Origin of the sequence: Streptomyces aureus, from assembly GCF_000725495.1 — a bacterium.
Lineage (GTDB): Bacteria > Actinomycetota > Actinomycetes > Streptomycetales > Streptomycetaceae > Streptomyces > Streptomyces aureus_B.
Genome location: NZ_JNZD01000019.1, coordinates 1 through 19954, shown reverse-complemented (window position 1 = coordinate 19954; position 19954 = coordinate 1). Strand labels below are relative to the sequence as shown.

General features: G+C 73.2%; 11 protein-coding genes and 1 pseudogene. 9 read left to right on the top strand and 3 right to left on the bottom strand.

The window, feature by feature from the left end; all coding sequences use genetic code 11:
* Window positions 1-102: 102 nt before the first annotated feature.
* The 4 genes from IO36_RS22870 to IO36_RS22855 are packed head-to-tail and all read left to right on the top strand — an operon-like array spanning window position 103 to window position 7402.
* Window positions 103-1965 (top strand): ABC transporter ATP-binding protein, encoded by a 1863-nt coding sequence (locus IO36_RS22870; protein WP_037622529.1) that lies wholly within the window; start codon window positions 103-105, stop codon window positions 1963-1965.
* On the top strand, window positions 1962-3833 hold the full coding sequence (locus IO36_RS22865; protein ID WP_037622528.1) for an ABC transporter ATP-binding protein: 1872 nt from the start codon (window positions 1962-1964) through the stop codon (window positions 3831-3833). The genes IO36_RS22870 and IO36_RS22865 overlap by 4 nt, the downstream gene beginning before the upstream one ends.
* A gap of 39 nt (window positions 3834-3872) precedes the next feature.
* The gene (locus tag IO36_RS22860) at window positions 3873-5645 is read left to right on the top strand and encodes an ABC transporter transmembrane domain-containing protein (RefSeq protein ID WP_037622526.1); all 1773 of its coding nucleotides are present in this window, start codon (window positions 3873-3875) and stop codon (window positions 5643-5645) included.
* Between the two features lie 14 nt (window positions 5646-5659).
* Window positions 5660-7402 carry an ABC transporter ATP-binding protein gene (locus tag IO36_RS22855; RefSeq protein ID WP_245173430.1) on the top strand — a complete coding sequence of 581 codons (1743 nt, stop codon included), beginning with the start codon at window positions 5660-5662 and terminating at the stop codon, window positions 7400-7402.
* 241 nt (window positions 7403-7643) lie between these two features.
* On the opposite strand, the gene IO36_RS22850 is transcribed toward IO36_RS22855, so the two are convergent.
* A complete protein-coding gene (locus IO36_RS22850) occupies window positions 7644-8048 on the bottom strand; it encodes a hypothetical protein (RefSeq protein ID WP_051900830.1) in 405 nt (134 codons plus the stop codon).
* A gap of 92 nt (window positions 8049-8140) precedes the next feature.
* A complete protein-coding gene (locus IO36_RS22845; RefSeq protein WP_051900829.1) occupies window positions 8141-8941 on the bottom strand; it encodes a TNT domain-containing protein in 801 nt (266 codons plus the stop codon).
* 545 nt (window positions 8942-9486) lie between these two features.
* On the opposite strand from IO36_RS22845, the pseudogene IO36_RS22840 reads away from it, so the two are divergent.
* The 3 genes and pseudogenes from IO36_RS22840 to IO36_RS22830 all read left to right on the top strand — a co-directional run bounded on the left by IO36_RS22840 (window position 9487) and on the right by IO36_RS22830 (window position 14045).
* Window positions 9487-11492 (top strand): annotated as a pseudogene (locus tag IO36_RS22840) (M4 family metallopeptidase).
* 318 nt (window positions 11493-11810) lie between these two features.
* Window positions 11811-13475, top strand: coding sequence for a M4 family metallopeptidase (locus IO36_RS22835; protein WP_037622523.1), 1665 nt, complete (start codon window positions 11811-11813; stop codon window positions 13473-13475).
* Between the two features lie 69 nt (window positions 13476-13544).
* Complete coding sequence (locus tag IO36_RS22830) at window positions 13545-14045, top strand: DUF1990 family protein (RefSeq protein WP_037622522.1); 501 nt, start codon at window positions 13545-13547, stop codon at window positions 14043-14045.
* 85 nt (window positions 14046-14130) lie between these two features.
* Here the strand turns inward: IO36_RS22830 and IO36_RS22825 are convergent, their stop codons facing one another.
* Complete coding sequence (locus IO36_RS22825; RefSeq protein ID WP_037622520.1) at window positions 14131-16749, bottom strand: glycosyltransferase family 1 protein; 2619 nt, start codon at window positions 16747-16749, stop codon at window positions 14131-14133.
* A gap of 339 nt (window positions 16750-17088) precedes the next feature.
* Between IO36_RS22825 and IO36_RS22820 the strand changes: the two genes are divergently transcribed.
* Window positions 17089-18318: a S8 family peptidase gene (locus IO36_RS22820; protein ID WP_037622518.1), complete on the top strand. Its 1230-nt coding sequence runs from the start codon at window positions 17089-17091 to the stop codon at window positions 18316-18318.
* A gap of 221 nt (window positions 18319-18539) precedes the next feature.
* On the top strand, window positions 18540-19954 hold a 1415-nt coding region (locus IO36_RS48285; RefSeq protein WP_245173429.1), incomplete at its 3' end, for a maltotransferase domain-containing protein.

The window sequence follows — 19954 nt, the reverse complement described above, 5'->3', positions numbered from 1 at the left end:
GACCCCGCGGCCGGCGGGCCCCGGAGCCGGGCCTTCCGCCCGCCCCAGGTGCGCCGAAAACTCGGTGGGCACTGTCAGTGGTGAAACGTAGGCTCGCTCGTGATGACCACTCCCGATGCAGCCGCCCCCGACCTGCCCCGCCGTTCGACCGTACGCAGTCTGCTGCGCCTGTGGCCGTATGTACGCCCGGTGCGGGCGCGGCTGTTCGGCGCGGCGCTCGTCGCGGTGGTCGCGTCGTGTCTCTCGCTCGTGTTCCCGCTGATCCTGAAGTGGATGGTGGACGGGCCGGTCGCCGGGCACGACCCGGCGGGGGTGTGGCTCGGGGCGCTCTGCCTTTTGCTGCTCGGCTTCGCGGAGGCCGGTCTGTTCGGGCTGCGCCGCTGGCTGGTGGCCCGTCCGCTGTCCGGGGTCGAGGCGGGGATGCGGGCCGGTCTGTACCGCCATCTGCAACGGCTGCCGGTCGCCTTCCACGACCGCTGGGCCTCGGGCCAGCTGCTGTCCCGGGCGACCACCGATCTGATGCTGGTCCGCATGTTCCTGGCGTTCCCGCTGACGTTCCTGCTGGTCAACAGCGTGACCATCCTCGCGGGCATCGCCATCATGCTGGCCCAGCAGTGGACCCTCGGGCTCGTGCTCCTGGCACCCGCGCTCCCCGTCATGGTCGTCTGCTGGTTGTTCGAGCGGCGCTACTCGCAGGTGGCGCGACGGGCGCAGGACCAGGTCGGCGACCTGACGACGGTGGTCGAGGAGAGCGTGCTCGGCATCCGCATCATCAAGGGGTTCGGGCGCCACCGCAGCCAGGCGCGCGCCTTCCGGGAGCTGTCCCGGACGCTGCGCGGCACGGAGCTGGTCAAGGCCCGGCTGCTCGCCTCGATCTGGGGTGTCATCGTCACGCTGCCCGAGTTCGCGATCGGTGCCGCCCTCGTCCTCGGCACGGTCCAGGTCGCCGACGGCCGGCTGTCCGCCGGCACGCTGGTGGCGTTCCTGTCGACCGCGCTCGCGCTGCGCTGGCCCGTCGACTCGATCGGCTTCCTGCTCGCGATGAGCCAGGAGGCGGCGACGGCGACGGAGCGGTACTTCGAGGTCATGGACGCGACACCGGAGTCGGACGAGGCGCCCGCGTCGGCCGCTTCGGTGCGAGTGCCGGAGTCCGCGGCCGGTGACCAGGACACGACGGGCGCGCGTGACGCCGGGCAGGGCTCCCGCGCGGCCGACGACGAGGGCGGGCTGCGCTTCCACGGTGTCGGGTTCCGCTATCCCGACGCCCCCGCGGACGCGCCCCCCGTGCTGGACCGCATCGACCTGCATGTACGTCCCGGCGAGAGCATGGCGCTCGTCGGCGCCACCGGCACCGGCAAGACCACCCTCACCGCGCTCGTGCCCCGTCTGCACGAGGTGACTTCGGGCCGGATCACCCTGGACGGCCGGGACATCGCCGAGATGCCCCGCGAGGAACTGCGGGAACTGGTCGCCGTCGCCTTCGAGGAACCCACCCTCTTCTCGGCCACGGTCGGCGAGAACGTCCTGATGGGCGCCGACGACACCGCGGGACCCGCGGAGCTGGACCGGGCCCTCGCCGTCGCCCAGGCCGACTTCGCGCACGGGCTGCCCCAGGGCACCGGGACCCAGGTCGGCGAACAGGGCCTCAGCCTCTCCGGCGGGCAGCGGCAGCGGCTCGCGCTGGCCCGCGCGGTGGTGGGCCGGCCGCGCTTCCTGGTCCTCGACGACCCGCTGTCGGCCCTGGACGTGCACACCGAGGCGGCCGTCGAGGCCGCGCTGCGCCGGGTGCTGGCCCAGACGACCGCGCTGATCGTGGCGCACCGCCCCTCCACGGTCCTGCTGGCCGACCGGGTGGCCCTGATCTCCGGCGGCCGGGTCGCCGCGGTCGGCACCCACCACGAACTGCTGCGCACCCATGCCGAGTACGCCCATCTGATGTCGGGCGCTGAGGAGGACGACCGATGACGGCGGCGCCCACGACCACCGCACCGGACAAGGAACCCGGCGGCAGGGACCCCGAGGCCGTGGAACCGAAGGCGTACGAGGACCCCTTCGACCACGACACCCTGCCCGCTCCCCCGGGCGCGACGGCGACGCTGCTGCGCTCGCTGCTCGCCCCGCTGCGGGGCCGGGTGGCCGTGACGGCCGTGCTGCTGCTGCTCCAGCAGGCCGCCGTGCAGGTGGGCCCGCTGCTGGTGGCGTACGCCATCGACCGGGCCGTACCCGCGTTCCGGCAGGACGACCACGGCCCGCTGATCGCCGTCGGCGTCGCCTATCTGCTGTCCGCGGCGGCCTCCGGCATCCTCCAGTACGCCTTCATCATCGCCTCGGCCCGGGTCAACCAGGACGTGCTGCTCGATCTGCGCGGCCGGATCTTCCGGCACGCCCAGGCGCTCAGCGTCGACTTCCACGAGCGCTACACCTCGGGACGGCTGATCTCCCGCTCCACGACCGACGTCGAGTCGCTGCGCGAACTGCTCAGCGAGGGGCTCCAGGAACTCGTCACCGTCATCCTGTCCTTCGTCTACATCTCGGCGATGCTGCTCTGGCTGGACCTGGGTCTCGGCGCGGTCGCGGTGGTCTCCTTCGTGCCGCTGTACCTGCTCGTCCGCCGCTACCGGCGCCGGGCGGGCGAGATCTTCGCCGTCCGCTCGACGGCGATCGCCTCGGTGATCGTGAAGTTCGCGGAGACGATGAACGGCATCCGCCCGGTGCGCGCGTTCCGCCGGGAGGCCGCGAACGAGGCCGAGTTCGGTGTGCTCAACCGGCGGCACGAGCGGACGAACGGCGACGCCCTGCTGGAGATGGCCCAGTACGTCGTCGGTTCCCGGCTCGTCGCCAACACGGCGGTCGCGGGGATCGTCCTGTGGGGCGCCTACCGGGTCGCGTCGGGCTCGCTGGCGCTCGGTGTGCTCGCCGCCGCGGTCCTGTATCTGCGCCGGCTCTACGACCCCATCGACCGGCTCGGGATGTTCCTGAACTCCTACCAGTCCGCGGCGGCCTCGCTGGAGAAGATCGCCGGTCTGCTGGCCCAGACACCGTCCGTGCCGGAGCCCTCGGTACCCGGGCGGCTGCCGGAGCTCGCCTCCGAGCACCCGGGCCGCGAGGTCGTGTTCGACGCGGTCCGCTTCGCGTACCGCACCGGCGGGGAGGTCCTGCCCGCCTTCTCGCTCACCCTGCCCGCCGGGCAGACGGTGGCCGTCGTCGGCTCGACCGGCGCCGGCAAGTCGACACTGGCCAAGCTCCTGGCCCGGTTCTACGACCCCACCGAGGGACGGGTGCTGCTCGACGGCGTCGATCTGCGCGAGCTGCCGGTGCCCGAACTGCGGCGCGGGGTGGTGATGGTGACCCAGGAGGCGTTCCTGTTCTCGGGCACGGTCGCCGAGAACATCGCGATCGGCCGCCCCGAGGCGTCCCGCGAGGACATCGAGCAGGCGGCGAAGGCGATCGGCGCGCACGATTTCATCAGCGCGCTGCCCGACGGCTACGACACGGACGTGCGCAAGCGCGGCGGCCGGATCTCCGCGGGCCAGCGCCAGCTCGTCGCCTTCGCGCGGGCCCTGCTCGCCGACCCGGCCGTCCTGATCCTCGACGAGGCGACCAGTTCCCTGGACATCCCTGGCGAACGGGCCGTGCAGCGCGCCATGTCGACGGTTCTGCGCGGGCGTACGGCGGTGGTCATCGCGCACCGGCTGTCGACGGTGGCGATCGCCGACCGGGTGCTGGTGATGGAGCACGGGCGGATCGTCGAGGACGGCACGCCCGACGAACTCGTGTCGGGCACCGGCCGGTTCGCGGATCTGCACCGTGCCTGGCGCGACAGCCTCGTCTGACGCGGGGGCCACGGCGGCGGAGGGGACGGAAGAGGACGGATGACCGACACGTACGCGGATCCGGGGACGCCGGACCGCCGGGGCGGCTGGCGGTTCCTGTGGTGGCTGGTCGCCCGGCAGGCGCGCCGGTCGCTCACCGGGGCGGTGGTCTCCGTCGTGTGGATGGGGCTGACCGCGCTGACGCCGTACCTGCTGTCCCGGGCGATCGACGACGGGCTGACACCGGGCGACGGGCGGGCGCTGGCGGGCTGGACGGCCGCCGTGTTCGCCGCCGGGGCCTTCAACGCCGGTCTCGGGGTCGTGCGGCACCGCACGATGACCAAGATCCGGATGGACGCCAACTTCCGCACGGTCAAGCTGGTCGTCGAGCACGCGGCCCGGCTCGGGGCCTCGCTCTCGCGGCAGATCGGCACGGGGGAGATCGTCACGGTCGGCGTCGGCGACGTGGACACGATCAGCACCTCGCTGACGGTCGTCGGGCCCGGTCTGGCCGCCGTCGTCACCTATGGCGTGGTGGCCGCGCTGCTGCTGCCGGTCTCGGTGCAGCTCTCCGCGGTGATCCTGCTCGGGGTCCCGCTGACGGCCGGGCTCGTCGGTCCGCTCACGGTCCGCCTCCAGGGGACCGAGACGGGCTACCGCGAGAGGCAGGCCGTCCTGACCGCGCGGATCGGCGATCTCGCGGGCGGTCTGCGGGTCCTGAACGGCCTGGGCGGCAAGGGGTTGTTCGCGGACGCGTTCCGCCGGGACTCGCGGACGCTGCGCGACCAGGGCTACCGGGTCGGCGCGGTGACGAGCTGGATCCAGGCGCTGCGCACGGGGATGCCGTCGATCCTGCTGGCCGCGGTCACCTGGCTCGCCGCCCGGCTGGCCGCCCAGGGGGAGATCACCATCGGCCAGCTGGTCTCCGTGTACGGCTATGTCGCGGTCCTCGTCCTGCCGGTGTACTTCTTCGTGGACTGCGGCTACGAACTCTCCCGGGCCGTGGTCGCCGCGCGGCGCGTCGTACGGTTCCTGTCCCTGGCGCCCGCCGCCTCCCATCCCGACGCCCAGGACGCCCCCGGCTCCCCGGCCGTGCTGCACGATCCGGAGTCCGGGGTCCGGGTGGTCCCGGGGCGGCTGACCGTGCTGGCCGGGGCCCGCCCCGAGCAGTCCGCGGCCGTCGTCGACCGGCTCGGCCGGTACGCGGAGTCGGACGTGACCTGGGGCGGCGCCCGGCTCGACCGGGTCGCGCTGCCCCGGGTGCGCGAGCGGATCCTGGTCGCCGAACCCGAGGCCGACCTGTTCGCCGGCACCCTGCGCGACCTGGTGCGCGCACGCCGGGACCCGTCCGGGAAGGCCGTCGACGCGGCCGTGCGCGCGGCCGCCGCCGACGACGTCGTCCTCGGGCTGCCGGACGGTCTGGACACGGCCGTCGACGCACAGGGCCGGAACCTGTCCGGCGGCCAGCGCCAGCGGGTCCGGCTCGTGCGCGCGCTCCTCGCGGATCCCGAGGTGCTGCTCGCGCCGGAGCCGACCTCGGCGCTCGACGCCCACACCGAGGCGACCGTCGCGGCCCGGCTGCGCGCCGCCCGCGCGGGCCGTACGACGGTCGTGACCAGCACGTCCCCGCTGGTCCTCGACCACGCCGACACCGTCCTCTTCCTGGTCGACGGCAAGGTCGCGGCCGCCGGCACCCACCGTGAACTCCTGCGCGCTGAACCGGGATACCGGTCGCTGGTGGCCCGCGACACGGAGCCGGAGGAGGACGCGGCGACAGAAGCGGACGGGGACGCCAATCCCGTGGCGGGCGTGGACGAGGGGGCCGTGCTGTGAGGAGCCACCTGCCGGTGGCCGGGCGTGCCGAGGTGCGGCGGGCGGCGGGCCGGCTGATCCGGGCGGACGGGCGGGTGTTCGCCGCCGTGCTCGCCCTGAACGCGCTGGCCGCCGCGGCCGGTCTGGTCGGCCCCTGGCTGCTCGGACGGATGATCGACGACGTGCGCGCGGGCGCCGGGGTGGCGGCGGTGGACGGGCCGGCGCTCGTCATCCTCGTCGCCGCCCTGGTCCAGCTGCTGCTGTCGCGCTGGGCCGGCCACGTGGGGTACCGCTTCGGTGAGCGGACCCTCGCGCGGGTGCGGGAGGAGTTCGTGGAGCGGACCCTGTCGCTGCCCGCGTCGGTCGTGGAGCGCGCGGGCACCGGCGATCTGACGGCCCGCGGCACCGCCGACGTCACGGTGGTGGGCAGCACCCTGCGCGACACGGGACCGCAGCTGCTGATCGCCGGTGCGCAGGCCCTGTTCGTCGTCGTCGCCGTCTTCGTCATCGACCCGCTGCTCGGCGTCTGCGGGGTGCTGGGCCTGACCGGCATCGTCTTCGCGCTGCGCTGGTATCTGCGCCGGGCGCGCACCGCCTATCTCGCCCAGGGCGCCGCGACCTCGGACGTCGCCGAGATCCTCACGGCCACTGCGTCCGGCGCCCGCACGGTGGAGGCGTTCGGGCTGCGCGGGCGCCGGATCCGGGCGAGCCGGGACGCGCTGGAGGTCTCCCGGGTGACGCGGATGCGGACGCTGTTCCTGCGCAACGTGTTCTTCCCGGCCGTGGAGGTCTCCTACGTCGTGCCGGTCGTGGCCGTGCTCCTGGTCGGCGGCGCGCTGCACGCGCGGGGGACGCTGAGCCTCGGCACCGTGGTCGCCGCGACGCTGTATCTGCACCGGCTCGCCGAACCGCTCGACCAGATCCTGAACCAGGTGGAGCAACTGCAGAGCAGCGGGGCCTCGTTCGCCCGCGTGGAGGGTCTGGCGGGCGCCCCGCGCACCGTCCCGGCCGGCGGCTCCCCGGTGCCGCGGGACGACCGGATCGACGTGACCGGTGTGCGCTACGCGTACGACCGCGGCCGCGAGGTGCTGCGCGGGGTCGATCTGACGGTGCGGCCCGGGGAGCGGCTCGCCCTGGTGGGCCCCTCCGGCGCCGGGAAGACCACGCTGGGCCGGCTGCTGGCCGGTGTGGACGCCCCGGGCGACGGGACGGTGACGGTGGGGCGGGTCCCGGTCGTCGCGCTGGACCCGGAGCAGCTGCGCCGGCACGTCGTCCTCGTCACCCAGGAGCACCACGTGTTCCTGGGGACGCTCCGGGACAACCTGCTGATCGCCGAACCGGGCGCGGACGAGGCCGCGTTGTGGGCGGCGCTCGCCGCGGTCGGCGCCGAGGACTGGGCCGGGGAGCTCCCGGACGGGCTGGACACCGAGCTGGGGCCGCGGGCCGTGCCCGTCGACGGTTCCCGGGCCCAGCAGCTGGCGCTGGCCCGGGTGGTGCTGGCCGACCCGCACACCCTGATCCTCGACGAGGCGACGGCGCTGCTCGACCCGACGACCGCGCGGCACACGGAGCGGGCGCTGGCGACCGTGCTGGAGGGGCGGACCGTGATCGCGATCGCGCACCGGCTGCACACCGCCCACGACGCGGACCGGGTGGCGGTCATGGAGGACGGCCGGGTGACCGAACTGGGCACGCACGACGACCTGGTGGCGGCCGGGGGACCGTACGCGGCGCTGTGGCACTCCTGGCACGGCGACCGGGACCCGGCGGACACCTAGGGCGTGTGCGAGGGCCCGTGCGGGCGTCCGTGCCGGGCCGGGCGGATCCTCGCCGGATCAGCCGGAGCCGTCTCCGCCGGCGGGCGTCCGTGCCGGGCCGCGCGGGTCGGTACGGGGATCCGCGCCAGGCCCCGCGGACTCTCGCCGGATCAGCCGGAGCCGTCTCCGCCGGCGGGCGTCCGTGCCGGGCCGCGCGGGTCGGTACGGGGATCCGCGTCAGGCCCCGCGGACTCTCGCCGGATCAGCGGGAGCCGTCTCCGCCGGCGGGGTTCTCGCGTGACTCCCGGGTGGCCTGTTCGTCGGCCCGGCGGCGCTGTTCGGCCAGGGCCGTCTCCAGGTCCTCGTCGGCCCGGCGCTGCAACTCCTCGGGGCCGGGCCCCGGACCGGCGGGCGCCTCGGGCCCGGGGGCGGGCTCCGGGGCGAGGAGGCGGTCGTACAGCCAGCGGCAGGCCGCGTCCTCGTCGGCGAAGTGCTCGAAGACCTCGCGGACGCCCCGCTCGTGGACGCCCACGGTCCAGTCCCCGGCGCGGCCCGCGAGGAAGTAGCGGTCGGCCGCGCGGTGGTCGCCGGGGCAGTCCGCGATCTCGTAGAGCGCGGCGGGGACCCCCGCTTCCACGAGGGCCCGGCACAGCGCGAACCGGTCCATGCGCTCGCCCTTCCGGCGGGGCGGAGCCGGCCCGGCCCTCGCCGGGGCCGGCTTCCGCACGCGGTCGCGCGCCACCGTGGGTGGGCGCGGGGTCAGCCGTTCGTCCGGACCAGCGTGCCGTTGCTCACGAGGTCGGCCACCGAGGTGCGCGGGATGTCCGGGCAGAACTTGCTCGACGTCACGTACTGGGTGCCGAGCCCCGGCTGCTCGAACCCGGGGGCGGTCCTGCCGGCGCAGACCGTCACGTCCTTGGCCAGCCGGTACGAGTGGTAGTTGTACGGGTAGCGCGGGTCGGCCGTGTTGAGGCTGGACGGCGGGATCGCGCGCTTGCCGTACTTCGTGCCCTTCGGGGCCAGGAAGCGCCCCGCCTCGCTGCCGAAGCGGTCGAGCCGCAGGCCGGCGTGGAGCACCAGCGGGGCGGCGACGACCGACCCGTTGCGGTGGGTGAACCCGTCGTCCGGCGGGTAACGCCAGTCGCCCTGGCCCGAGTCGGCGGCGGGGTCCCACCACCGGTCGAGGAACTGCACGGCGGTGAGTCCGCCGAGCCGGTCGTAGCGGTCGAGGATCCTGCCGACGATGCCCCGGTTCGGCAGGAACCGGGGTCCGAGGCGCCAGTCGCCGCAGAAGTAGTCGCGGCGCAGCCGCGGCTCGATGGGGTCCGGCACGAGTCCCCGGCACACGCGCGAGGGGTCAAAGGCCGCGTGCTCGTCGGCCGGCTTCACGTGTCCGGGGGCCGGCTTCGGCTCCGGGGTGGCGGACAGCGCGTGGACGCCGGCCGGGCTGCCGCCGGCCGGGCTCTCGGGCGCCGCGGACGAGACGGAGGCCCCGAGCGCCAGGGAGCCGGTCAGGCCTCCCAGCGCCGCCAGGCTCGCACACCAATGTGACCTTCTCACCAAACCTCCTGCGGAGTTCGTGTCCGGATCGCACCGACTCGCCCGGTCGAGGGCGTCCGGTACCGACCGGAATGCCGTGGATCACTCAAACCGCAGGGGTGCTGGGCGGGCGAGCGGACGTGCCGGAAGCCGCCCGAAAGGGTCAGGGCTTCATTCCGTTGCTGACGGCGGGCCGGTCATCTGGCGGTACGCGGATTCCGGCCCGAGCCGCGCGCGTGCCGGACGCCGAAGCGGAAGGCGTCGCACCGCCGTCACCGGAACCGTCGCGCCGTCACCGCGGCACATCAAGACGAACTTCCGAAGGACAGTCCGTATATCGAACTTGATTATCCGGACAACGAACCGTTTCCGGCCATTTTCATGACGCGGTCCTGACAGAAAGGGTTATCTCCTGCCACTCTTCCCTCGGCAACTTCACAGCAACCTCACAGCAAATCCGCTGTGTTGTGCCGTACGACCCCATGCACCTGGTTCCGCGTACGCCCAGTTCTGCCCGGACGGGTCACTCCATCGTCCGGTCTCCCCTGGCCGCGCGACCCGCGGCCATGCAGAAGGAGTCAGTGTTGAGCACCAGTTCTCCCCACAGACGCACCTCCCACACCACCAAGCGCCGCGTCGCCGGAGTCGCCCTCGTCGGCGTCTCCGCGCTGCTGGCCGCGGCCGTCCAGTCGGGCGCCGCGAGCGCCGCCCCCGAGCAGGCCCCCCGGGCGGGCAGGGTCAACCCGGGCGCCGTCACCATGAAGCTCAGCGCCTCGCAGCGCGCCGAGCTGATACGCGACGCCGACGCGGCCAAGGCCACGACCGCCCGGGACCTCCGTCTCGGCGCGGGCGAGAGCCTCGTCGCCCGTGACGTCATGAAGGACGCCGACGGCACGGTCCACACCCGCTACGAGCGCACGTACCAGGGACTTCCCGTCCTCGGCGGCGACCTTGTCGTCGACACCTCGAAGTCCGGCCGGACCGGTCACGTCTACAAGGCGACGAACGCGTCCCTGAAGGTCGCCACCCTCAAGCCCACGGTCGCCGCCGGCTCGGCGGAGAAGCAGGCGCTGTCCGCCGCGAAGGCCGCCGGTTCGAAGCGCACGGCCGCCGACCGCGCGCCGCGCAAGGTGATCTGGGCGGCGAGCGGCAGGCCGACCCTGGCCTACGAGACCGTCGTCGGCGGCTTCCAGGACGACGGCACGCCCAACGAGCTGCACGTCATCACCGACGCGGCCACCGGCAAGAAGCTCTACGAGTACCAGGGCATCGAGACCGGCATCGGCAACACCCAGTACAGCGGCCAGGTGACCCTGACGACCACCCAGTCGGGCTCCACCTACACGCTCAACGACGGCGCGCGCGGCAACCACAAGACGTACAACCTGAACCGGGGGACGTCCGGCACCGGCACGCTCTTCTCGCAGTCGAGCGACACCTGGGGCAACGGCACCACCTCGAACGCCGCCACGGCCGGCGCGGACGCCCACTACGGCGCCGCGGAGACCTGGGACTTCTACAAGAACACCTTCGGGCGCAGCGGCATCAAGAACAACGGCGTGGGGGCGTACTCGCGCGTCCACTACGGCAACGCGTACGTCAACGCGTTCTGGGACGACAGCTGCTTCTGCATGACCTACGGCGACGGGTCCGGGAACGCCGACCCGCTGACCGCGCTGGACGTCGCGGGCCACGAGATGAGCCACGGTGTCACCTCCAACACCGCGGCACCGGCGTGGAGTTCTACGCCAACAACTCGACCGACGTGGGCGACTACCTCATCGGCGAGAAGATCGACATCAACGGCGACGGCACCCCGCTGCGCTACATGGACAAGCCGAGCAAGGACGGCGGCTCCAAGGACAGCTGGTACTCGGGTGTCGGCAACCTCGACGTGCACTACTCGTCGGGTGTCGCCAACCACTTCTTCTACCTGCTGAGCGAGGGCAGCGGCGCCAAGGTCATCAACGGCGTCAGCTACAACTCCCCCACCTCCGACGGGCTTCCGGTCACCGGCATCGGCCGCGACAAGGCCCTGCAGATCTGGTACCGCGCGCTCACCACGAAGTTCACCTCGACCACCAACTACGCCTCCGCGCGCACCGGCACGCTCGCGGCGGCGGGTGAGCTGTACGGCACGACGAGCGCCGAGTACACGGCGGTGGCCAACGCCTGGGCCGCGGTGAACGTCGGTTCGCGTCCCGGCGGTGGCGGCGGTGGCGGTACGTCGTTCGAGAACACGGCCGACGTATCGATTCCGGACAACGGCCCGGCGGTCACCTCCTCGATCACGGTCAGCGGACGCACCGGCAACGCCCCCTCGAACCTCGCGGTCGGCGTGAACGTCGTGCACACCTGGCGCGGTGACCTGCAGATCGATCTGGTCGCTCCCGACGGCTCGACCTACCGTCTCAAGAGCACCAGCGGGTCCGACTCGGCGGACAACGTGAACACGACCTACACGGTCGACGCGTCCTCCGAAGTCGCCAACGGAACCTGGAAACTGAAGGTCCAGGACAAGGCGGCCCAGGACACCGGCTACATCGACAGCTGGAAGCTGACCTTCCCGTAGACCGCTTCCCGCCGCGGCGAGGTTCCGCGCGCGGGCCGCGCACCGGGCGCCGTCCCGGGGGTTCGACTCCCCCGGGACGGCGCCCTTCTTTGCCCGTCACGAGGTTTGCGTTGACCCGTGCTTGACGGCACCCGGTCCGGCGCCGGAGAACCCAACTGTTCACCTGATCGACGATTTTCGGCCAAGGTCCTTAAGGGCTCCTGACATGTACGCGCCTGGGATGGCACGCTTCACCCGCACGGCTCACCCGCACCGCAACTTCACAACCGTTCGTCCGGCCCCCACGCCGCTCGGACGTCCCCACAAGAAGGAGCTTGCGTGACTCCCCTCTACGCGCGTCACAAGCGCACCACTCTGGCCATCGCCACCGCTGTCGCCGCCGGAGCCCTGCTCGCCACCGGTCTGACCACCGGTGCCGCCGCCCAGACGGCGACTCTTCCCGCCGGCAAGACCACCCCCCTGGCCGGTTCGCCCGTCCTGCTCTCCGCCTCCGCACGCACCGCCCTGATCCAGAAGGCCGACGCCGCCAAGGCGGAGACGGCCCAGGAGATAGGCCTCGGAGCCAAGGAGAAGCTGGTCGTCAGAGACGTCGTCAAGGACGCCGACGGCACGGTCCACACCCGTTACGAGCGCACGTACAACGGACTTCCGGTCCTCGGCGGCGACCTCGTCGTGCACGAGAGCAAGGCCGGCAGGACCGAGGGCGTGACCAAGGCGACCAAGACGTCCATCAAGGTCGCCTCCCTCAAGCCGCTGGTCACCACGGCCAAGGCCGAGAAGCAGGCGCTGACCGTCGCCAAGGCGGCGGGCTCGGCCAAGACCACCGCCGACCAGGCCCCCCGCAAGGTGATCTGGGCCGCCACCGGCAAGCCGACCCTCGCCTACGAGACCGTCGTCGGCGGCCTCCAGGACGACGGCACCCCCAACGAGCTGCACGTCATCACCGACGCGGCCACCGGCAAGAAGCTCTACGAGTACCAGGGCATCGAGACCGGCACCGGCAAGACCCTCTACTCGGGCACGGTCACCCTCAACACGACCCTGTCCGGCTCGACGTACAGCCTGACCGACAGCACCCGCGGCAACCACAAGACGTACAACAAGTCGCACGGCACGAGCTCCTCCGCGGGCACGCTGTTCACCGACGCGGACGACGTCTGGGGCACCGGCGCGGCCTCCAGCTCCACCACCGACCAGACCGCGGCCGCCGACGCCGCCTACGGCGCACAGGTGACCTGGGACTTCTACAAGAACACCTTCGGCCGCAGCGGCATCAAGAACAACGGCGTCGGAGCGTACTCGCGCGTCCACTACGGCAACGCGTACGTCAACGCGTTCTGGGACGACAGCTGCTTCTGCATGACCTACGGCGACGGCTCGGGCAACACGCACCCGCTGACCTCGCTGGACGTCGCCGGCCACGAGATGAGCCACGGCGTCACCGCCAACACGGCGGGCCTGAACTACTCGGGCGAGTCCGGCGGTCTGAACGAGGCCACCTCGGACATCTTCGGCACCGGTGTCGAGTTCTACGCGGCGAACTCCTCCGACGTGGGCGACTACCTCATCGGCGAGAAGATCAACATCAACGGCGACGGCACCCCGCTGCGCTACATGGACCAGCCCAGCAAGGACGGCGGCTCCGCCAACTACTGGTCCTCCAGCGTCGGCAACCTCGACGTGCACTACTCGTCCGGCGTCGCGAACCACTTCTTCTACCTCCTCTCGGAGGGCAGCGGTTCGAAGACGATCAACGGCGTCAGCTACAACTCCCCGACCTACAACGGCTCGACGGTCACCGGCATCGGCCGGGCCAAGGCCCTGCAGATCTGGTACAAGGCGCTGACGACGTACATGACGTCGACGACGAACTACAAGGCGGCCCGCACGGCCACCCTGTCGGCGGCGTCCGCGCTGTACGGCTCCAGCAGCACCGAGTACGCGACGGTGGCGGCGGCCTGGACCGCGGTCAACGTCAGCTAGCGGAAGGTCTTCGGACCGAGGCGGCACCCGGCACGGAACCGTGCCGGGTGCCGCCTTACCCTTGCCCCCATGCCGTACACGTACGAGGACGTGGGCGCGACCCGCGAGGACCGCTGCCCCCCGGGCTTCCACCGACTGCACGTCCGTTCCCGCATCGGCGAGGGCGAGGCCGTGTTCCGGCGCGCCTCCGAGGCCCTGATGACCTGGGAACTGCACCGGGCCATGGGGATCCGCATGGTCAGCGACGCCGACAAGGCGGCCCCCGGCGTCGACGTCACGGTCGGCATCGGCCTGATCAAGGCGCCCTGCCGCATAGTCTGGACCGCCGAGGAACCCCGGCGCACCGCGTGGGCCTACGGGACGCTGAGCGGCCATCCCGAGTGCGGCGAAGAAGCTTTCGTCGTCAACCGCACCGGCGACGGCACCGTCTGGCTGACGGTCAGCGCCTTCAGCCGGGCGGCCAAGTGGTACGCCCGCGCGGGCGGCGCCGCGACCCGCGGCCTCCAGCGCGCCTACGCCCAGCGCTGCGGCAAGGTCATGCGCCGGCTCTGCGCCGGCCTGGAGAGCTGAAGCCGCCCCGGTCCGGTCCGCACGGCAGGAAGGGGCGGGCCGTGCGCACGGCCCGCCCCTTCCACCGCGGTCAGGTCCGCGGACCTCAGCGCATCAGCAGGCCCGCGCCCTCCCCGGTCTCCTCGGAGGGGACCGCCACCAGGCCCAGTTCCGCGCCGGAGGCCAGCAGGCGGTGGGACGGCAGGATCCGGACCGTGTAGCCGAAGGAGCCCGTGCGGTCGAGGGCCAGCGGGCCCTCGTACGCCCAGCGGCCCTCCAGGTCGGGTCCGCCGGCCGGTTTCAGCGGGACGCACACCGCGTCCGCGATCCGGTCGTCCCCGTCCACCCGGCCCGCGACCGCCTGCACCTCCACGTCATCCGGGGCGAGGTCGCCGAGGCCGACGCGCACCCGCAGCGACAGCGTGGTGCCGAGCTCGGCCGTCTCGGTCGCCGAGGACGCCTCCACATGGTCGACACTGATCCGCGGCCAGGCGGCGCGGACCCGGGACTTCCAGGCCGCCAGCTCCGTGGCCGCCTCGGCGGTCAGGGAACGGTGGGCGTGGGCCGCGGGCGCGTACAGGCGCTCCACGTACTCGCGCACCATCCGGCCCGCCAGGACCTTCGGGCCGAGGTGGGTCAGGGTCCGGCGGACCATCTCGATCCACCGGTCGGGCAGCCCCTCCTGGCCCCGCTCGTAGAAGCGCGGCGCCACCCGCTGTTCCAGGAGCTCGTACAGCGCCGCGGCCTCCAGTTCGTCCCGCCGGTCGTCGTCGGTCGCGGTGCCGTCCGCGGTCGGGATCGCCCAGCCGAAGTCCGGCTGGAACCATTCGTCCCACCAGCCGTCCAGGACGGACAGGTTGAGACAGCCGTTGAGCGCGGCCTTCATCCCGCTGGTCCCGCACGCCTCCAGCGGGCGCAGCGGGTTGTTGAGCCAGATGTCGCAGCCCGGGTAGAGCTTCTGCGCCATCGCCATGCCGTAGTCGGGCAGGAACACGATGCGGTGGCGCACCCGGGGGTCGTCCGCGAACCGGACCAGTTCCTGGATGAGCCGCTTGCCGCCGTCGTCCGCGGGGTGCGCCTTGCCCGCGACGACGATCTGGATCGGCCGCTCCGGGTGCAGCATCAGGTCCATGAGCCGGTCGCGGTCGCGCAGCATGAGGGTGAGCCGCTTGTACGAGGGGACGCGGCGCGCGAAGCCGATGGTGAGGACGTCGGGGTCGAGGACCCCGTCGATCCAGCCGAGTTCGGCCGTGCCCGCACCGCGCTGGCGCCAGGAGGCGCGCAGCCGGTCCCGTACCTCCGTCACGAGCTGTTCCCGCAGCACCCGGCGCAGGTCCCAGATCTCCTGGTCGGCGATCTCGGCCACCGCGTCCCAGCGGTCCGAGCCGCCGACGGTCAGCGCGTCCTCGGTGCGCCGCTCGCCGGCCTGCCGGGCGCCGAGCCGGAAGACCTCGGGCGCCACCCAGGTCGGCGCGTGGACGCCGTTGGTGACGGAGGTGATCGGCACCTCCTCGGGGTCGAAGCCCGGCCAGAGCCCGGAGAACATCTCCCGGCTGACCTGGCCGTGCAGCAGGGAGACCCCGTTGGCCCGCTGGCCCAGGCGCAGCCCCATCACGGCCATGTTGAAGAGGTTCGGCTCGCCTCCGGGATAGGTCTCCATGCCGAGGGCGAGGATGCGCTCGACCTCGATGCGCGGGAGTTCGGCGTCGGCGCCGAAGTGGCGGGCGACCACCTCGCGGTCGAAGCGGTCGATGCCGGCGGGCACCGGGGTGTGGGTGGTGAAGACCGTGCCGGCCCTGACCGCCTCCAGCGCCGAGTCGAAGTCCAGTCCCCGGTCGGCGAGTTCGGCGATGCGTTCCAGGCCGAGGAACCCCGCGTGCCCCTCGTTGGTGTGGAACACCTCGGGCTCCGGGTGCCCGGTCAGCCGGCAGTACGTCCGTACCGCCCGTACACCTCCTATGCCGAGGAGCATCTCCTGGAGCAGCCGGTGTTCGCTGCCGCCGCCGTAGAGCCGGTCGGTGACACCGCGTTCGCCGGCTCCGTTCTCCTCGACGTCGGAGTCGAGCATGAGCAGCGGGACGCGGCCGACCTGGGCCAGCCAGATCCGGGCGTGCAGCGCCCGGCCGCCGGGCAGGGCGAGGGACACCTGGGCGGGTGTGCCGTCGGCCTCGGTCAGGGGCACCACGGGCAGTTCGTTGGGGTCCAGGACCGGATAGTGCTCCTGCTGCCAGCCCTCGCGGGAGAGCGACTGGCGGAAGTAGCCGTGCCGGTAGAGCAGGCCCACGCCGATCAGCGGGGCGCCGAGGTCGCTGGCGGCCTTGAGATGGTCGCCGGCGAGGATGCCGAGGCCCCCGGAGTACTGCGGCAGCGCGGCGGTGATGCCGAACTCGGGCGAGAAGTAGGCGATGGCCGTGGGCAGGCCGGCGGTCTGCGTCTGGTACCAGCGGTCGCCGCTCAGATACTCGCGCAGATCGTCGCGGACCTCGGCGAGCCGGCCCAGGAATCGGCTGTCCTCGGTGAGTTCCGCGAGCCGCGCTGCCGGCACGCTGCCGAGCAGGCGTACGGGGTCGTCGCCGCACGCGGCCCAGCGCTCGGGGTCGACGGACCGGAAGAGGTCGCGGGTCTCTGCGTGCCAGGACCAGCGCAGGTTGCGGGCCAGGTCACTGAGCGGGTGAAGGGCTTCGGGGAGAACGGGTCGGACGGTGAATCTGCGGATCGCCTTCACGAATTCCACCTTCACGGAGGACGTACGCGGCTGAGGGACGCACGGCGTTGTGCGGCCTTCGTCACCCACGACGTTAGCGGCGCGGGTGCCTTCGCGACACGGCGCATCGCGGCGCGGCCCCCGATCGGGGCCGACCGTGTGACATCGGCGGGAAATCGACGCAACCTTCGCGGACACCGCACGGACGCCGTACGGACGGCGTGGCCGATTCTGCCCGCATGGGCGGTCTTGTGGTGCTTCGCACCGCACGAGAGGCTCACCGGGTGGCGCAGGGCCCGGCCTGCCCGGAGCGGGCGGTTCCGGCCCCGGTGCGCCGAGTTGAGGAGGGGAACTCAGGTCATGGCACGGACGAGGAAGTGGCGTCTGCGCTGGGCGGCGGGGGTCACCGCGATCATCACGGCCGCGGTGCTCTCGGCGGTGGCTCCGCCCGCGCAGGCGGCTCACCGGGGACGGATACTCGGCGCGGGGGAGCCCGGGTCCGTCGGCGGCAGCTACATCGTCACGCTCAGGGAAGGGATACGGGCTCCGTCGCCGGCCGCGGCGGCGGCGGTCGCCGGCCGGTACGGAGCGAGAATCAGCCAGACCTACGGCGCCGCGCTCCACGGCTTCGCGGTGCGGGCCGACCCGGGACAGGCCCGGCGGCTCGCGGCGGATCCCCGGGTGGCGTCCGTCGTCCCGGACACCCGGGTGACGTTCGACCGCCCCCCGGCCGCCGGCGCGGTTCAGAGCCGGGGGCAGGAGAACCCGCCGTCGTGGGGCCTGGACCGGATCGACCAGCCGGGCCGGAGGCTCGACCGGCGGTACATCCCGCCCGCGTCGGCCGGCCGGGGGGTGACCGTCTACGTCATCGACACCGGCATCCGCGTCACGCACCGGGGCTTCGGGGGCCGGGCGAGCTACGGCTGGGACTTCGTGGACGGCGACCGGACGGCCGAGGACGGCAACGGTCACGGCACCCAGGTCGCCGGGACGATCGCCGGGAGCGCCTACGGCGTGGCCAAGAAGGCCCGGCTCGTCGCCGTCCGCGTCCTCGACGACCACGGGGCCGGGACCACCGCCCAGGTCATCGCGGGCATCGACTGGGTGACCCGGCACGCCCGGAAGCCGGCCGTCGCCAATCTCAGCCTCGGCGGGTCCGCCGACGGCCGGCTCGACGCGGCCGTCCGGGCCTCCATCGCCTCCGGGGTCACGTACACGGTCGCGGCCGGCAACGCGGGGCGGCCGGCCGCGCTCTACTCCCCGGCCCGGGTCGCCCAGGCCCTGACGGTCGGCGCGACCGACCGGAGCGACGCGCGGGCGGGCTTCTCCGACACCGGATCCGCACTCGACCTCTTCGCACCGGGGGTGGACATCACGTCGACTTCGTACACCGGGGACACGGCCAAAGCCACCTGTTCCGGAACGTCGATGGCGAGCCCGCACGCGGCCGGCGCGGCCGCGCTGTATCTGGCGGACCATCCGCGCGCCAGGCCGGACCGCGTGGCGAAGGCGCTGGTGAGACAGGCGGTGCCGGGGAAGGTCTCCGGTGCGGGCCCGGGTTCGCCGAACCGGCTCCTGCACGTCGGCTGACCCTGGGGTGAAGCTCGTACGACCAGGGTGATTCGGCCACACGACACCGGCCTCGCCTGACCGGGACGAGGCCGGTCTTGTGTGTAGACATACGCGTGAGTAGTTAACAAAGTGCCGGAATGCCCACCCGCATAGGGTGGGAAGGCTCCTCCGGTACGCCCGCAGGCCCCACCTCCCCACACCCCATCCGCCCACCCACGTTGACGCGGACAGGAGCGGTCATGCCCGCCACGCACCACACGTCGCCACCCCCGACGACCACCCCCGACACCCCCCGCACCAGCACGGCCGAGGCCGGGCCCCGTACACCCGCGGCACCCGTCGCGCCCGCGACACCGGAGAAACGATCTCCCTCGGGAGCGTCCGCTCCCGGCGCGTCCGCGTCCGGCGCGCGCCGGACGCGCGCCGGTACCACCGGTCCGGGCTCCAATGCCCCGGCCGCCGGCTCACCGGCGACCGGCACTTCCGCCGACGCTTCACCGGAGCCCTCGTCCGCCGACGCGGCCGACGCGCGAACGTCCCCCCGTCGCGGCACCGCTCCCAGGAGCAAGACGGCCGGATCCGCTCCGAGAACGGCGAAGGCGGCGGTGCCGAAGGCGGCCAAGTCCGCCGCGCCGAAGACCGCCAAGGCCGCCCCGAAGTCGGCGAAGACCACCGCCAAGGCGGCCAAGTCCGCTCCCGAGCCGGTCAAGGCCGCCACGAGGACGAGCCGGGCGTCCGTCCCCGCCACCCGCACCCCCGACGCGGCCGACGGCCCGCTCGCCCCCGCCGCCCCGGTGACCGCCGTCGGGCGCATCCCCGTCCTCGACGTCCGCCCGCTCGTGCAGAACGGACGCCGTCCCGCGAAGGCGGTGGTCGGCGAGGAGTTCGAGGTCTCGGCCACGGTCTTCCGCGAGGGCCACGACGCCGTCGCCGCGAACGTCGTCCTGCGCGACCCGGAGGGCCGGCCCGGTCCCTGGGCGCCGATGCGCGAGCTGGCCCCCGGCACCGACCGCTGGGGCGCGAAGGTGAGCGCCGGCGCGGAGGGCCGCTGGACGTACGTGGTGGAGGCGTGGGGCGACCCGGTCACCACCTGGCGGCACCACGCGGGCATCAAGATCCCGGCCGGGCTGGACACCGAACTGGTGCTGGAGGAGGGCGCCCTGTTGTACGAGCGGGCGGCCGCCGGTCTGCCGGAAGGGACCCGGGCGGGCGGAAGCGGGCGGACGCTGGCCGCCGCCGTGGACGCGCTCCGGGACACCGACCGCCCCGTGGCCTCCCGGCTGGCCGCGGCCCTCACCCCGGAGGTGGACGCCGTCCTCGCGGAGCACCCGCTGCGCGAGCTGGTGACCTCCTCCGAACCCCTGCCGTTGCTGGTGGAGCGGGAGCGGGCGTTGTACGGGGCCTGGTACGAGTTCTTCCCGCGTTCGGAGGGCCCCTCGGGTTCGGAGAGCCTGTCGGGTCCGGAGGGCCTCTCGGGTCTGGAGAGCGGTGGGGTGGGCGGGCCGGTGCACGGGACGTTCCGGACCGCGGCGGAGCGGCTGCCGGCGATCGCGGACATGGGTTTCGACGTGGTCTACCTCCCGCCGATCCACCCGATCGGCACCAGCCACCGCAAGGGCCCGAACAACACGCTGTCGGCGGGGCCCGAGGATGT

What these genes read in the sequence shown, in the direction of transcription:
- IO36_RS22870 (WP_037622529.1), top strand. Translation starts at nt 103, where the DNA reads ATGACCACTCCCGATGCAGCCGCCCCCGACCTGCCCCGCCGTTCGACC.
- IO36_RS22865 (WP_037622528.1), top strand. Translation starts at nt 1,962, where the DNA reads ATGACGGCGGCGCCCACGACCACCGCACCGGACAAGGAACCCGGCGGC.
- IO36_RS22860 (WP_037622526.1), top strand. Translation starts at nt 3,873, where the DNA reads ATGACCGACACGTACGCGGATCCGGGGACGCCGGACCGCCGGGGCGGC.
- IO36_RS22850 (WP_051900830.1), bottom strand. Translation starts at nt 8,048, where the DNA reads ATGGACCGGTTCGCGCTGTGCCGGGCCCTCGTGGAAGCGGGGGTCCCC.
- IO36_RS22830 (WP_037622522.1), top strand. Translation starts at nt 13,545, where the DNA reads ATGCCGTACACGTACGAGGACGTGGGCGCGACCCGCGAGGACCGCTGC.
- IO36_RS22820 (WP_037622518.1), top strand. Translation starts at nt 17,089, where the DNA reads ATGGCACGGACGAGGAAGTGGCGTCTGCGCTGGGCGGCGGGGGTCACC.